The organism is Burkholderia sp. 3C, from assembly GCF_054589155.1.
Genome location: NZ_BAAILN010000125.1, coordinates 146,819 through 162,205, shown reverse-complemented (window position 1 = coordinate 162,205; position 15,387 = coordinate 146,819). Strand labels below are relative to the sequence as shown.

General features: G+C 66.0%; 12 protein-coding genes. 5 read left to right on the top strand and 7 right to left on the bottom strand.

The window, feature by feature from the left end; translation table 11 throughout:
- Window positions 1-104 precede the first annotated feature (104 nt).
- The 5 genes from ACYP33_RS25750 to ACYP33_RS25730 all read right to left on the bottom strand — a co-directional run bounded on the left by ACYP33_RS25750 (window position 105) and on the right by ACYP33_RS25730 (window position 5,765).
- Complete coding sequence (locus tag ACYP33_RS25750) at window positions 105-1,331, bottom strand: MFS transporter (protein ID WP_414448898.1); 1,227 nt, start codon at window positions 1,329-1,331, stop codon at window positions 105-107.
- Between the two features lie 649 nt (window positions 1,332-1,980).
- Entirely contained in the window at window positions 1,981-3,225 is a 1,245-nt protein-coding gene (locus ACYP33_RS25745; protein ID WP_459624420.1) for a hypothetical protein, read from the bottom strand.
- A gap of 80 nt (window positions 3,226-3,305) precedes the next feature.
- Window positions 3,306-4,418 carry a helix-turn-helix domain-containing protein gene (locus ACYP33_RS25740; protein WP_459624419.1) on the bottom strand — a complete coding sequence of 371 codons (1,113 nt, stop codon included), beginning with the start codon at window positions 4,416-4,418 and terminating at the stop codon, window positions 3,306-3,308.
- On the bottom strand, window positions 4,415-5,056 hold the full coding sequence (locus tag ACYP33_RS25735) for a hypothetical protein (protein WP_459624418.1): 642 nt from the start codon (window positions 5,054-5,056) through the stop codon (window positions 4,415-4,417). Before ACYP33_RS25735 ends, ACYP33_RS25740 begins: the two co-directional genes overlap by 4 nt.
- Window positions 5,057-5,390: 334 nt before the next feature.
- Window positions 5,391-5,765 carry a hypothetical protein gene (locus ACYP33_RS25730; protein WP_459624466.1) on the bottom strand — a complete coding sequence of 125 codons (375 nt, stop codon included), beginning with the start codon at window positions 5,763-5,765 and terminating at the stop codon, window positions 5,391-5,393.
- Between the two features lie 545 nt (window positions 5,766-6,310).
- Between ACYP33_RS25730 and ACYP33_RS25725 the strand changes: the two genes are divergently transcribed.
- Both ACYP33_RS25725 and ACYP33_RS25720 read left to right on the top strand, forming a co-directional pair.
- Window positions 6,311-6,514, top strand: a complete 204-nt coding sequence (locus tag ACYP33_RS25725) for a hypothetical protein (protein ID WP_414448895.1) — start codon at window positions 6,311-6,313, stop codon at window positions 6,512-6,514.
- Window positions 6,515-6,596: 82 nt separating this feature from the next.
- Complete coding sequence (locus ACYP33_RS25720; protein ID WP_459624417.1) at window positions 6,597-8,099, top strand: carbohydrate porin; 1,503 nt, start codon at window positions 6,597-6,599, stop codon at window positions 8,097-8,099.
- Between the two features lie 22 nt (window positions 8,100-8,121).
- Here the strand turns inward: ACYP33_RS25720 and ACYP33_RS25715 are convergent, their stop codons facing one another.
- Together ACYP33_RS25715 and katG are read right to left on the bottom strand one after the other, a co-directional pair.
- Complete coding sequence (locus ACYP33_RS25715) at window positions 8,122-9,318, bottom strand: GDSL-type esterase/lipase family protein (RefSeq protein WP_459624416.1); 1,197 nt, start codon at window positions 9,316-9,318, stop codon at window positions 8,122-8,124.
- 122 nt (window positions 9,319-9,440) lie between these two features.
- Complete coding sequence (gene katG, locus ACYP33_RS25710; RefSeq protein WP_459624415.1) at window positions 9,441-11,624, bottom strand: catalase/peroxidase HPI; 2,184 nt, start codon at window positions 11,622-11,624, stop codon at window positions 9,441-9,443.
- Window positions 11,625-12,098: 474 nt separating this feature from the next.
- Between katG and ACYP33_RS25705 the strand changes: the two genes are divergently transcribed.
- From ACYP33_RS25705 to ACYP33_RS25695, 3 genes are all read left to right on the top strand, one after another.
- Window positions 12,099-12,998 (top strand): LysR family transcriptional regulator, encoded by a 900-nt coding sequence (locus ACYP33_RS25705; RefSeq protein ID WP_414442028.1) that lies wholly within the window; start codon window positions 12,099-12,101, stop codon window positions 12,996-12,998.
- A 286-nt stretch (window positions 12,999-13,284) separates the two neighbouring features.
- The gene (locus ACYP33_RS25700) at window positions 13,285-14,067 is read left to right on the top strand and encodes an ABC transporter substrate-binding protein (protein WP_414440388.1); all 783 of its coding nucleotides are present in this window, start codon (window positions 13,285-13,287) and stop codon (window positions 14,065-14,067) included.
- A 225-nt stretch (window positions 14,068-14,292) separates the two neighbouring features.
- The coding region (locus tag ACYP33_RS25695) for a succinylglutamate desuccinylase/aspartoacylase family protein (protein WP_459624414.1) at window positions 14,293-15,387 on the top strand (1,095 nt) is incomplete at its 3' end.

Below are 15,387 nucleotides of genomic sequence, written 5' to 3'. Positions count from 1 at the left end.
CGGGGGCCGGGGGCCGGGGGCCGGGGGCCGGGGGCCGGTGCCGAGTGACGAACGCCGGGCAGCCGACGGGCGGGTCGGGCGCGCCGCGCAGGACGCGCGAACGCTCAGGCGCTCGCCGCGTGCGGACGCTTGCGCAGGTCGACCACCGCCCAGTGATGCACCAGCAAGCCGGCGATCGCCAGCAGCCCACCCACCCAGCCGGTGGACGACCAGCCCATGCCGGCCTCGATCGCCACGCCGCCGAGCCACGCGCCGAGCGCGTTCGCGATGTTGAACGCCGAGTGGTTGAGCGCGGCGGCGAGCGTCTGCGCGTCGCCGGCCACATCCATCAGGCGCGTTTGCAGGATCGCGCCGAGCGCCATCACCGTGCCCACCAGCAGCACGTTGATCGAACCGGCCACCGCGTAATGCGCGGTGAAGCTGAACGCGACCGTGACCACCGCCGTCCAGATCAGCACGTAGCGCGCGGTGCGGTCCAGCCCGCGATCGGCGAAACGCGCGCCGAGCAGGTTGCCGGCCACGCAGCCGATGCCGAACAGCGCGAGCACCACGGGAATCGCCGCCGCGGACATATGCGCGAGTTCCGTCATGGTCGGCTTCACGTAGCTGAACACCGAGAACAGCCCGCCGAAGCCGATCGCGCCCGTCGCCAGCGTCAACAGCACCTGCTTGCGGCGCAGCGCGCCGAGTTCGCGCAGCGGGTTGGCCTTCGGATCGCCGGGCAGGTGCGGCACCCACAGGCGGATCAGCACCACGGTCAGCGCGTTGATCACGCCGACCACCGCGAACGCCGCGCGCCAGCCGAGCCATTCGCCGATCGCGGCCACCAGCGGCACGCCGAACAGCGTGGCCAGCGTCAGGCCGAGGAACACGTTCGCCACCGCCTGCGCGCGCTTCTCGCGCGGCACCAGGCTGGCCGCCACCAGCGCCGCCACGCCGAAATAGGTGCCGTGCGGCAGGCCGCTGATCAGTCGCGCCACGGCCACGCCCGCGAAGCCCGGCACGATCGCGCTGGCCAGGTTGCCGAGCGTGAAGAACAGCATCAGCGCGATCAGCAGCGCGCGGCGCGGCCACTTCGCGCCGAGCACGGCGAACACCGGCGCGCCGATCACCACGCCGAGCGCGTAGATGCTGATCAGGTGGCCGGCGGTCGGGATCGAGATGCCGAGATCCTGCGCCGCGTTCGGCAGCAGGCCCATGATCACGAACTCGCCGGTACCGATGCCGAAGCCGCCCACGCCGAGCGCGAACAGCGCGCGGCGCGTTTGCGCGGCGGATAGCTCGACCGATACGGGAATGACGTCTTCCGCGACGTCCGAACTGACAGACATGTGAATTCCAATCCAGGGTGGTTGACAACGGGCGCGCGCGGCGGCGGCCGGTTCGAGCGATCGTCGCCGAGTGACGACGATCGGGTTGGGGCATGCAAAAAGCGTGCGGGATTGTCGGGCGCGAGGACGGGACTTTACACGAGGGCTGTGGAGTGAGTGTGTCGGGGGGCGAGCGGGGTGCACTGTGGGGGTGCGGGGGTGCTCGCTGGCTTTACTGTGCCAGCGTTGGGGGGAGGGGGAAATGGTTTTTATCGATCGAGCGATCGATGGGGGTAATAAATTCGGGGAGGCGGAGTATGGGGGGTGGCGGGACGGTTTTGCGACTGGGCGACTGAGTTGTTGGGATTGCCCGGTGCATTGTCGGCAGCGCCTCGCGACGTCGGGGTCCAGACTCGTGGCTTATAGGTCGAGTGTTCGCGTAGCCAACGCGGCTGGCGCCATGCTTTTCTGACTTTCGACCGACCGTCTCAACTTAAGCAACTTGGCATGCGGCTCCGACAGCGGCTTTCGACCGGGAGCCGCCGAGCGCTGCGGACTTCTGAGCGACGGCTTCAGGCTGATTGCTGCCGGTCACGTTTGACCATCGAACGGCAGCTGACGCTGGAACCTGCCATTCACCATTCACGCGGGCGTCGGGCATCACTGTTCTCTATATCGGCACGTGAAACACGAGCACCGTCAGGACCAACTCGCGGTTCTTGTCCCCACTGCAGTGAAGGACGTATCGGACGCCGCTCTCGTGCGGCCATGTCACGGCACGCTTAAAGTTTCCGTGCGCTTTGGCAACAGCGTCTATGCCGGTGAGGACAGTCGAAGTCTCGGTGCCGCGATTGAAAACGAGGATCGCCGTCTTGCCATCGCGCCAAGTGGCGTAGCCGAGGAGTTGGTCGATTGCGTCGCCGAACGCCTTAGGCCCCTTCCAGAACTTGCACTCGGCAATAAAGACGTTGCGGTCGCCCTCCCGGAGAAGGATGTCGGTTTTACCTCCCATGTTGAAGGTCTCGCCCGTCGCCTTTCCCTCAAACTGGCCGTTGAGCTGCACAAGGAAGTGCTGCCGCAGGGCTTCCTCGTTCATGGCCTTGAAGGCATCGGGGCTGCGCTCCATCACGAGCGCCATGTCTTGAACCACTTTTAGAACGTGCTCGTACAACTCCATGGCGAGCGCCGGTTCCGGCTTGAACTGCGCCGTTGTTGCAGACGGCAGGGTCGGGACTGCCTTGCGCTGGATCGTCGGAAGCGCATAAGTCTTCGGCGCGTCGGCACGCCGCCGGATCGGTATACCGAGCGCCTCAGCACGCTGCGATTGCGCGAGCAGTCGCTCGCGGCGCTGATGGATCGACCGCTCTGCAGCGGCGGGGAGGTTCTGGTTGTGCGCGTTGATCATCGGACGCTGCCATCCCAGATGCTGCTCGATCTCTTTCAGAGTCTGTTCGACAAGCGTGCGGATGTCGCGGGGCTGGTCGGCAGGTGTGTCGTACCGAAGAACGACCTCGTTTTTTTCGATGACGGCGCGGGGCGGGTTGAGCGAGAAGGTGTTGGCCTTCGCATAGAACAACTCGCTCTCGCCCTCAAATGGGATGCGAACCTCGACGCGCTCACCCGCCACCATGGCCGGGCGGCTTCGGTCATCAATCCAGCGCATAGGATCGTGCCGAACATCGACCGGCACGTCCTCGTGATCGGCATACCACTGGTCTCGTTGCAGCGTGATCGGCGTTATGCCGTATTTCTCAACCAAGTAGCGCTTCAGATCTTCGGGTGGTGTATTGAGCAGCCGGTTTTCGTCCAGTCCTTCGACTTCCTGTTGCATATTCTGCAAGGTTAGTCGTATGGAATAGTCGAGATCGTGAGTGACGAACAGAAGTCCTTTGCTCTTGTTGATGGTGCCAAACATCCTCGTCTCCCTGTCCTTAATCAGATAGCCTTTGTCTTCGCTGTGTGTTCAGAACCCGCATCCCGGCTGAGCAGGCAGGCTTACTCGCGCCCACCCTCGATCACTTTCAATACTGGCCGCCGCGGGCGGCTCTGCGCCTGCGCATCACCTACCAGCGCGATCAGCGCTAAGCCGAAGACCAACTCGTCGAGTTCGTTGACGTGTACGGCGAGTTGATCAGCAATGTCGGAGCGCGTCATGCCATCCTCCCGCAGCGCGGCGAACACCTTTTGGAATACCTGTGACGTCTCCCGTGGCGCGCTATTTGGCTCTGACTTCTGGTAGCCACGTTGCGCCATCTCGATGCACAGCGATCTGTAGTGCCACTCATTGACAAGCTTCAAATCTTTCAACCTGTAGGCAAGCGCTGCGACAGAGACTGTCCAGAACACCTTGTGTGAGATCAATTGGTCCACGGTGGCCATGACAGGTGCGTTGGCCAAAACGCTTCCTTCCGGCATGAGAAACGCCGATGCGAATTCGTTGGCTTGGCGCTCAGCGTCCTTGACCTTTGGGCCAGCATGACGATGAAGGACCAAGTGCCCAAGTTCATGAGCGGCATCGAAGCGGCTGCGTTCACAGGACTTCATCGTGTTGAGGAACACGAACGGCGTAGACGCATGCCACATGGAGTAAGCGTCCACGTGGGCAGTGTCCAGCGACAGCGAGAACACCCGCACGCCACGCGCCTCCAGCACATGCACCATGTTCTTGATCGGCAACTCGCCGAGGTCCCAGATTCGGCGCAGTGCGGCTGCAGCCGCAGCAGGGCTGGACTCGTGGCTGAGGTCAGGCAACTGCGCCGCCGGTAACTCAAAGCGCTGCTCGATCCACTCATTCAGCATGAGCGCGACCGCGCCAGCGCCTAGCGCTGCGTCCCGCTGGCCGGCGGTCATCTTCGACATGGACCGGAAGCTGACAACGTCGGGCGTCACCTCCTGTACGTCCGATCCAACAAAAAACTGCACCGGGAAGTGCAGTTGGTCAGCTAGAGCGTGGAGCCGTTCTCTTTCAGGCTTGTACTCTCCGCTCTCGTAAGCGGTAACCGCCCGCACATCTGCGCCGATGAGCTCGGCCAACTTCCTCTTTGTGAGTCCTCGACGTCGACGAGCAAGGCCTAGGCGGTTCGGATTGAACTCTGCACCGTAGCTCATGCCTTCCGCCGCACCGCAACGTCGATGTCAGGCTGGGCAGGCGGCGTGATCACGACCTGTTCTCCATCGAGCGGCTGAGCCCGCAAGATTATCCGTTCTTGCCACACGGAAACGCGGCCGTCGCTACCAACGTCCAGCGGCAACGACAGCTCCGCACGCAACTCGTTTTGGGCGTGGTGTGCCAGCAAGATCCAGGTCGTCACCTTCTCGTCTTCGCTTTGCAGCGGCACGGGCAGTTCCATGCCCGGCAGGTAGAGCTGCAAGCTCCGATTGATCCCGATGGCGCCCGCGGTGTTTGGTCCTTTTGAAGAAGTCGTAGCAGGCTCAGCATGCGGAATGCCAGTCGCCTCATTGCCGGTGGAAACGATGATCGAGATCAAGCCGTCGGGGCTCACAGTCTTAGGCGAGTTTTGGTCGTTGAAGCGCGTCCAGCCCTCGGGCTTTAGCACGTCACGCAGCGTACGAACAGCTTCGCTCCACGCAGCAATGGGCGGGAACAGCGGGGGGTGGTTCTCGGTGCAGTTGGACTTGGCGATGTAACCAGCCATGACCGCCCGCAGCAACGCCGCTTCGCTTAAACCGAGCTGCTGCAGGCGAGAGAGAACGGAGGTAGGTTCAGCGTGCTGAATCGCGGCCATTTTAGTTTCCGGAAGTTTAACTACCTGAAATTATGACACATTTGAGTACAAAAACAGGAAGCATCGCTTCATATTTTATAAATATTTGCGAGGAATTAGGCGACCGCGCGGTGCCATGCCGGAGTACCGCTCTGGGTGGTGAGCTACCACTCGCGCTGGGGCGCGAAGTGCCTTGCAACCGCTGCATAGCAGATGTTGACCGGGATGCTGCGACCGACTGCAACGACTTGCGGCTACAGCCAATCACACAAGCCCTATCCCCACCCCGTCGCGCGGCTACCCGCAAATCGCTAATTCCCCGCGCCCCACGATCGAAACGGACCCCCCCCACCCCCTACTGCGCCCGCGCATGCTCCGCCAACCCGATCGCCTTGTAGTCATAGGTCGGATAAAACTCCGTGCGATAAGCCCCCCACGCCGTATCCTCCAGCACCCGATTCACCTCCCTTACCCGCGACGCCGGCAGCCTCAGGACGATCACCTGCCCGATCCCCATCGTCACTGTCCAGCTCACCACCTCGACACCGGGCGGCGGAAACGCCTTGTAGAAGCCTTGCTTGTCCAGTTGCGCATTGAGCTCGCGCAGCGGACGCGATTGATCGTGCTTGAGAAACACCGTCAGCAGCACAGCGTTATCGGGCGTCGCCACGGCATTACCCGCCGGCGGCGCACCCGAAGGCTGAGCCTGCGCGGCCAACGGCACGACCATCGAAGCCGTCACAGCAGCAGCCACGGCAACCCAGCGCACACAGCTACGAAATCCACAGATCACAGGCATGTTTTCGCTCCCGGTTCAAAACGGGCCGCGCGGAATGCCCGGCCCGTGCAAACGCCCGGCGAGCGTACACCGGATCGCGCCGACGCATCGCCCCCGCGCGGCTCGCGAAAGCCCGTCGCAAGCCATCCACAGCCATGACGAAACGGCACAATTTCTTGTTGCATCGCCCAACGGGCACGGCATAGAATCCGCCCTGTCTCGAACCGAATCACCCTGACCACCCAGAATCATGGAATCCATGTCTAGTAGCGACAGTTGCTCGCCGGCCTTGCCCGGCGACCCCCTGACCCGTACGCGCTAGCAGCCACAGTTCCCTGTCGCCGCTGCCCGTACCAACGGCGCAGCGCGCATCTTCCGGCCCGGTCCCGCACCGCTCGGGCCACGATCAAGACCGCCTGCCTACCTCGATGTCCGATGCGAATCGTTCGCACCGGCAATGGACATCCGTGTCCGGACCCGCCCCAGCGGAGATCGCGATGTACGTGCAAAAATTCATGTTTGTTTCGCATTCCTACTTTAGCCTGCGCGACGATGCGCTGGCCGGCCTGCTGCCGCCCACGCATCCGCATGCGTATGCCGCAGGCCCCATCGATCCCGGCATCGATGCACGACCGGAACCGGCCCACGATCCGCAACAGACGGATCAGCCCGGCCAGATCGCGGCGCCCATCCGCATCTGAGCCCGGCGACGCGCGCGCAAGGGCCTCGCCCATGCGACGCGCGATCGCCTCGTCGACGACAATACCCCCACAAGAAAATCCGATGAAGACACTCGCCCGCTCCCTTCTCGCCGCCCGCCAGCCTCGCGCCAGCCACGCGGCCCCCGCCCCGCTCCGTCGGCTCGCCCGCCGCGCGGCACTGGCCTCGGCGTTCGCCACCGCCGCCACGCTCGCCGCCACGGCACAAGCGCAGGAAGCGGCCACGCCGCCGGCCACCACCGCCGACGACACCCCGGCCGCCACCGGCCTCTGGCAACGCGCCACGTTGTTCGGCGACCTCGGCGGCCTGCGCCCCGCGCTCGATCAGCACGGCGTGACGCTGACGTTGCAGGAAACCAGCGAATACTTCGGCAACCTGTCGGGCGGCACGCGCCGCCTCGGCGCCTACGATGGCGTGACGCAAGCGGCCGTCAGCGTGGACACCAGCAAGCTGTTCGGCCTCGCGGGCGGCACGTTCAACGTCAGCGCGCTGCAGATTCACGGCACCAACCTGACGACCCGCGCGCTCGCCGCGCAACAGGCGATCAGCGGCGTCGAGGCACGCCCGGGCACGCGGCTGTGGGAGCTGTGGTACGGCCAGCAACTGGCGGGCGGCGCGGTGGACCTTCGCGTCGGCCAGCAGAGCCTCGATCAGGAATTCATGGTCAGCCAGTACGCCAGCAGCTTCGCCAATTCGACGTTCGGTTGGCCGGTGCTGCCGTCGGTCGACATGCCGGGCGGCGGCCCCGCCTACCCGCTGTCGGCGCTCGGCGCACGGCTCAAGGTGCAGGCCACGCCCGCGCTGACGGTGCTGGCCGGCGTGTTCGACGGCTACCCGGGCGGCAACCCGCAGGACGACGCACAACAAACCAACCCGCACGGCACGCGCTTCAACCTGCACGACGGCGCGTTGTGGATCGGCGAACTGCAATACGCCGTCAACAAGCCGAGCGACGCAGCCGCCGGCGATGCCGATGCCGCGAAACACGCGGGCCTGCCCGGCGTCTACCGGCTCGGCCTCTGGTACGTGTCGGGGCACTTCAACGACCTGCGAGACGACAGCAACGGTGTGCCGCTGACCTCGCCCGCCTCGAACGGCATCGCGCAGACGCATCGCGGCACCTACGGCGCCTACGCTATCGGCGATCAGATGGTGTGGCGCTCGTCGAGCTACGCGGCGCGCTCGCTCGGCGTGTTCGCGCGCGTGATGGGCGCGCCCGGCGATCGCAATTCGGTGAGCGTGTCGGCCCAGGCGGGCGTCACGCTGAAGGCGCCGTTCGCGGGCCGCGACAACGACACGGCCGGGCTCGCCGTGGGCTATACGAACGCGATGCTGAACGTGGACGCCGCAGCGGGCGCGGCCTACGGCATCGGCGGCGCGACGCGCATTCACGAGACGGTGATCGAGGCAACCTATCTGTATCAGGTCGCGCCATGGTGGACGCTGCAAGGCGATCTGCAATACATCGTGCGGCCGAGCGGCGGCTACGCCGTGCAATCGGACGGCGCGGTGCGCGCGATCCGCAACGAAGTGGTGGCCGGCCTGCGCACCGTCGTGATGTTCTAAAACGGCAGGGCGGCGAGCGGCCTCAAGCGCCGAACGCCCCACCCACCGCGAACGCCTGCGCCGCGAAACGCTCGGCGATCCGGCGATGCGCCGCGCCGTCGGGATGCAATCGATCCGGCAACGGCAGTTCCGCCTCGTCGGCCGCGCCGTACAGCGCGAGGCCGTCGAGGTAATGCAGATGCGGATCGTCCGCCGCGCGCTGCGCCACGATGCGCTGCAACTCACGGCGCACCACGCTCAACGTCAGCTTGCCGGCCGCGCGCTCGGCCGGGTCGCCGGTCGCGCGGAACGCCACCTTGCCCTGCGCGAGCGCCTCGGTATCGAACGCGCCGGGGCCGGGCGTCTCCTCGTGGATCGCGCAATGGATCGGCGAGATCACGAGCAGCGGCGTGTCGGGATGGCCGTCGCGGATCGTGTCGAGAAAACCATGCACCGCCGGACCGAACGCACGCAGCCGCATCAGGTCGGCGTTCACGAGGTTGATGCCGAGCTTCACGCTGATCAAATCCGCGCGCATGTCGCGCATCGCGCGCGCCACGAACGGATCGAGCAGCGCGCTGCCGCCGAAACCCAGGTTGCGCAACGCCACGCCGCCCGCCGCTGCGGCCAGCGCGGGCCAGATGCCGGTGGGGCTGGCCGCGTTCGAGCCTTGGCTGATCGAGCTGCCGTGATGCAGCCAGATGCGCTGCCCGGCCAGCTCGGCCGCATCGAGCGGCACGAGCGGCACGAGCGGGGCATCGCTGCGCAACCCGGCCAGCAGCACCGTTTCGTTATGCGGCAGCCAGATCTCCACGCGCTTGTCGACGGCGGGCAAGCCGTCGAAGCGCAGCATGGCCGGCGCGCCCGACTCGTGTGTCGCGGCGCCGGTGCCGAGCGAGATCGTCACGGCATCGCCGCCGTCGGCGCTGGCCTGCGCCACGCGTTGCCCGTCCACCATCAGATCGAACACGCCGGGCGGCCGCACGGGCACGCCGGCATAGCGGTAGCGCGTCGGCAACACGTCGAGTTCGAGCGCGGTGGCCTGCGTGCGGAATGCGAGACGCACGCCCGAAGGCTGCGCCTCGACCATCGCGAATTGCGGATCGGTGTTCTGCGCGCGGGCGCGGGCCGGCAAGCGATGCACGCGCACGCCGCGCGGCGTGGTTTCGAGTTCGCTCGCGCCGTGCACGAACGCGTCGGCGATCGGCGTGGCGATCGCCAGGTGGCGGGGTTGCGTCATGGTGTCGGTTTCGGAATGCGGCCGGACGCCGCCAAAAGAAAACGGCCGATCGCGAGGATCGGCCGTCTTGTCTTGCGGTGCGGGCCTGTTCTTGGCCCGGCACATGATACGCCGGCAGGCGCTTAGTTCTTGACGTCGTAGCGGTCGGCGTTCATCACCTTGGTCCACGCGGCCACGAAGTCACGCACGAACTTCTGCTGCGAATCCTCGCTGCCATACACCTCCGACAGCGCACGCAGTTGCGCATGCGAACCGAACACCAGGTCGACGCGGGTGGCCGTCCACTTCACTTCGCCGGATGCGCGGTCGCGGCCTTCGTACGTGTCGTTCGCGTCCGAGGTGGGCTTCCACTCCGTGCCCATGTCGAGCAGGTTCACGAAGAAGTCGTTGGTCAGCGCTTCCGGACGGTTCGTGAACACACCGTGCTTCGAGTCGCCCACGTTCGTGCCGAGCACGCGCAGGCCGCCCACCAGCACCGTCATTTCCGGCGCCGTCAGCGTCAGCAACTGCGCCTTGTCGACCAGCAGCTTCTCGGCCGGCACCGTGTACTTGGCCTTCTCGTAGTTGCGGAAGCCATCGGCGATCGGCTCCAGCACGTCGAACGATTCGACGTCGGTCTGCTCGGCGCTCGCGTCGCCGCGACCGGCGATGAACGGCACCGTGATCTTGAAGCCGGCCGTGGTGGCGGCCTGCTCGACACCCGCGTTACCGGCGATCACGATCAGATCGGCCAGCGACACCTGCTTGCCGTCCGCCGCCGAGGCGTTGAAATCGCCCTGGATCTTGGTCAGCACGTCGAGCACCTTGGCGAGTTGCGCCGGCTGGTTGACGTCCCAATCCTTCTGCGGCGCCAGGCGAACGCGTGCGCCGTTGGCGCCGCCGCGCTTGTCCGAGCCGCGGAACGTCGAGGCCGAGGCCCATGCCGCCGATACCAACTCCGACACCGACAGGCCCGAGGCCAGCACCTTCGCCTTCAGCGCGCTCACGTCCTGCTCGTCGACCAGTGCATGCTCGACAGCCGGAATCGGGTCTTGCCACAGCAGCTCTTCGCTCGGCACTTCCGGCCCGAGGTAGCGGGCGCGCGGGCCCATGTCGCGGTGGGTCAGCTTGTACCAGGCGCGGGCGAACGCATCAGCGAACTGATCCGGGTTCTCGTAGAAGCGGCGCGAGATTTTCTCGTAGGCCGGATCGGCGCGCAGTGCGATGTCCGAGGTCAGCATGGCCGGCGCGCGGCGCTTTTCCTTGTCGAACGGGTCCGGCACGCTGTTCGCGCCCATCCCGCCCTTCGGCTGCCATTGATGCGCGCCGGCCGGGCTCTTGGTCAGTTCCCATTCGTAGCCGAACAGGTTCCAGAAGAAGTTGTTGCTCCACTTGGTCGGCGTCGACGTCCAGATCACTTCGAGGCCGCTGGAGATGGCATCGGCGCCCGAGCCCGAACCGAACGAGCTCTTCCAGCCGAGGCCCATCTGTTCGAGCGGAGCCGCTTCCGGCTCCACGCCGACGTGCGAGGCATCGCCCGCGCCGTGCGTCTTGCCGAACGTGTGGCCGCCTGCGATCAGCGCGACGGTTTCCTCGTCGTTCATCGCCATGCGGGCAAACGTGTCGCGGATGTCGCGCGCCGAGGCCAGCGGATCGGGGTTGCCGTTCGGGCCTTCCGGGTTCACGTAGATCAGGCCCATCTGCACGGCGGCCAGCGGGTTTTCGAGGTTGCGGTCGCCGGTGTAGCGCTTGTCGCCGAGCCAGGTGGTTTCCGTGCCCCAGTAAACATCCTCGTCCGGTTCCCACGTATCGGCACGGCCGCCGGCGAAGCCAAACGTCTTGAAGCCCATCGATTCGAGTGCGACGTTGCCGGTCAGGACGATCAGGTCGGCCCACGAAATCTTGCGGCCGTACTTTTGCTTGACCGGCCAGATCAGCCGGCGCGCCTTGTCGAGGCTGACGTTATCGGGCCAGCTGTTCAGCGGAGCGAAACGCTGTTGGCCGCCACCCGCGCCGCCGCGGCCGTCGGCCGTGCGGTAGGTGCCGGCGCTGTGCCAGGCCATGCGGATGAAGAACGGGCCGTAGTGGCCGAAGTCGGCGGGCCACCACGGTTGCGACACGGTCATCAGCGCGCGCAGGTCCTGCTTGACTGCGTTCAGGTCGAGGCTGTTGAACGCTTCGGTGTAGTCGAAGCCGTCGTCCATCGGATCGGACAGGTTCGAGTGCTGATGGAGGATCTTCAGGCTCAACTGGTTCGGCCACCAGTCGCGGTTCGTGGTACCACCGCCGGCCGTGTGATTGAACGGGCACTTCGACTCATTCGACATGTGTATTCTCCTTGATCGCAACGCTCGTCGACCCGGCTCGTGGGGAAAGAGGAACCGGGTACTGCTTAGGGTCTGTGAATACTAACGGCTCGGTTTCGCGAGCGGAAATTGGATTATTTGATCGCGGCGCATCGAAAAAACTAACGGCCGCCGATTTGCGATGCATTGTGTGACGCGCGTTCGCTCGCGGCCCGCACCGGGTGCGAGCCAGCCTAGCGAGGCTCCGTGTCGAAACGATGTCCCGCGACGACACGGTTTTTGCGCAGCGCATCAACTCCGGCACGCCATTGCGCCAACCACCCTCGCATCGATGCGACCGCAACCGAATGCGGAGCCGGCGCAATGCCCGGCGGCGGCCCGGCCAGGATTTGATACCGTTGCGATTGTGGCGCAAGACACGTTTTCTTGCGCATGAGCTTTTTTGCTTCCGCTGTCGCTTCTTCCGGACCTTCGATGACCCGTATCCGCAACCCCATGAACCTTGCGCAACTGCAAGCCTTCGTCGCCGCCGCGCATCACCGCAGCCTGCGCGCCGCCGCGCGCGAGCTCGGCGTCACGCAGCCGGCGATCACGCACACGATCCGCGAGATCGAGCAGGCGCTCAACGCGGAACTGCTGGTGCGCAGCGTGCGCGGCGTGGAGCTGACCGCCTGCGGCCAGGCGCTGCTGCCGCGCGCCGAACAACTGCTCGGCGACATGCGGCGCGCGGTGGAAGCGGTCGAGCAGGTGAAGGGCGAACTGTCGGGCCGCGTGGCGGTGGGCACCATGCCGTCGATCGCGCTGACCGCGCTGCCGCGCGCCGTGCAGAAGTTCCGCGCGACGATGCCGAACGTGCATCTGCATCTGACCGAGGTGACGGTGCCGAACGCGCTGACGCAGCTCGGCAACGGCACGCTCGACATCGCCGCGATCCATCACCTGCCCGCGCTCGATCGCGAGTTCGTGCAAACGCCGCTGCTGTCCACCGAGTTCGTGGTGGTGATGCGCGCCGGGCATCCGCTCGCGAAGGCGCGCAGCCTGGCCGACCTGCTCGACGCGGAATGGATCGTCACCGTCGATGCCGAGGATTTCCCGCACAGCGTGATGATGTCGATGTTCACCACCCACGGGCTGCCGTTGCCGCGCAGCCTGCTGCGCGCGCCGTCGTCGTTCTCGGTCACGCTCGGGCTGGTGTCGCGCTCGGACGTGATCGGCTGCTTCACCAAGCCGCTCGCCGACATGGTCGCGCCGCTCGGCATCCGCACCGCCGTGCTCGAGGAAACGCTGCCGGCCTACGAGTTGTCGATCCTGTCGCGCCGCGACCTGCTGCCGACGCCGGCCGTCACGCAGTTCATCGCCTGCCTGAAGCAGGCGGCGGCCGACACGCTCGGTTGAGCGCCCGGGCATCGGCGCGCGCCGATTGCCATCATTTTTCGCAGCAACCACAGAAAGCTTCCTTACGTTATTGCAGAAATCTCAATAAAGATCGGACCATGGCGGAGGCCCCCCGCTATTCGGGCTTTTACTAACAACCCGCGACGTTTTTTGTCTTGATAATGTTTACCGAACGCTCGTCCACATCGGCCGGGCGTTTTATCCAGTCAGCCCGGCGGCAGCCATGCCGGGCGGAGCGCAAACGCGGCACGACCGCGCGCAAACCCACGTATAACGAGGAGTCATAGTGAAAAAAGTTCTGGCGGCCCTGACCATCTCGCTGCTTGCCGTTTCGGCCGGCAGCGCCTACGCAAAAGACTGGTCGACGGTCCGCTTCGGCGTCGACGCCAGCTACGCGCCGTTCGAATCGAAGGGCGCCGACGGCAAGTTGGTGGGCTTCGACATCGATCTGGGCAACGAAATCTGCCGCCGCATCGCCGCCAAGTGCGTGTGGGTCGAAAACGATTTCGACGGCATGATCCCGGCCCTGAAGGCCCGCAAGTTCGACGGCGTGCTGTCGTCGATGTCGATGACGCCGCAACGCGCCGAACAGATCGCCTTCTCGGCCAAGCTGTTCAACACGCCGACGCGCCTGGTCGCCAAGCAGGGCAGCACGCTGCTGCCGACGGCCGATTCGCTGAAGGGCAAGTCGGTGGGCGTCGAGCAGGGCACGATTCAGGAAACGTACGCCAAGACGTACTGGGCGCCGAAGGGCGTGACGATCGTTCCTTACCAGAACCAGGACCAGGTCTACGCCGATCTGATCTCGGGCCGCCTCGATGCGACGCTGCAAGATGCCGTGCAAGCTGAAATCGGCTTCCTGAAGACGCCGCGCGGCAAGGGCTTCGTGTTCGCCGGCAAGGACATCGACGATCCGAAGACGCTCGGCGAAGGCGCCGGCATCGGCCTGCGCAAGGAAGATACCGACCTGAAGACGAAGATCGACGGCGCGATCGTCGCGATGCGCAAGGACGGCACGTACGACAAGCTGGCGAAGAAGTACTTCGACTTCGACGTCTACGGCAAGTAATCCCCGCCGCCATGCGGCATCCGACAGGCCCTGCGGGGCCTGTCGTGCTTTGTGGCGGGCGGTTTGGCGTGGTGCCTCGCCGGGCAATCGCGCCGCGCCGATTCCTCGTCGATCCCCCGCCGATTCCGGGGCCTCCCCGGGCTTTTTTCGCGCGCCACGTACAATCGTCGTTTCCTCGCTCCGGACCAACCCGCGCGGCGGCTCCCGGCCGCCCGCCCCCCGATCATGCAAACGCTGACCCATCCGCTGATTTCCCCCACGCTCGGCACCGAGCGCCACATCACCAGCTTCCATTACGGTCCGCGCAGCGGGAAGAAGGTCTACATCCAGTCGTCGCTGCACGCCGACGAGCTGCCCGGCATGCTGGTCGCCACGGTGCTGCGGCGCCATTTCGCCGCGCTGGAGGCGGCCGGCAAGCTGCGCGACGAGATCGTCGTGGTGCCGGTGCCGAACCCGATCGGCCTGTCTCAGCACGTGTTCGGCGACCATCTCGGCCGCTTCGAACTGAACACGATGCAGAATTTCAACCGCAATTTCCACGATCTCGCGGCGCTCGTGATGCCGCGCATCGAGGGCCGGCTGACGGCCGACGCGGCGCGGAACCTGGCCGCCGTGCGCGCCGCCACAGGCGAGGCGCTGGCCGAGCAGAAGCCGCGCACCGAGCTGGAATCGCAGCGGCTGGCGTTGCAGCGGCTGTCCTACGACGCCGACGTGGTGCTCGACCTGCACTGCGACAACGACGCCGTCATGCACCTGTATACCAACCCGGATCTGTGGCCCGACGTCGAGCCGCTCGCGCGCTACCTCGGCTCGCAGGCCTCGCTGCTCGCGCTGAATTCGGTCGGCAACCCGTTCGACGAGGTGCACAGCTTCTGCTGGTCGGAACTGCGCGAACGCTTCGGCAACCGCTTCCCGATCCCGAACGGGGCGATTTCGGTGACGGTCGAGCTGCGCAGCGAGCGCGAGGTGTCGTGGGAACTGGCCGAGCGCGACGCGCAGGCCATCGTCGATTACCTGACGCAGCGCGGCACCATCGACGGCACGCCCGCGCCGCTGCCGCCGCTGGCGCATCCGGCAACGCCGCTGGCCGGCGTCGAACCGCTGGTCGCGCCGGTGTCGGGCGTGCTGGTGTTCCGCACGCCGGTGGGCATCGTGGTGGAGCCGGGCCAGGAGATCGCCGACATCGTCGATCCGCTGACCGAGCGCGTCGTCACGCTGAAGGCCAGCGTGCGCGGCGTGCTGTATGCGCGCCAGGTGGTGCGCTTCGCCACGGCCGGCATGGAAGTGGCCCGCGTGGCCGGCACCACGCCGTTCCGTACC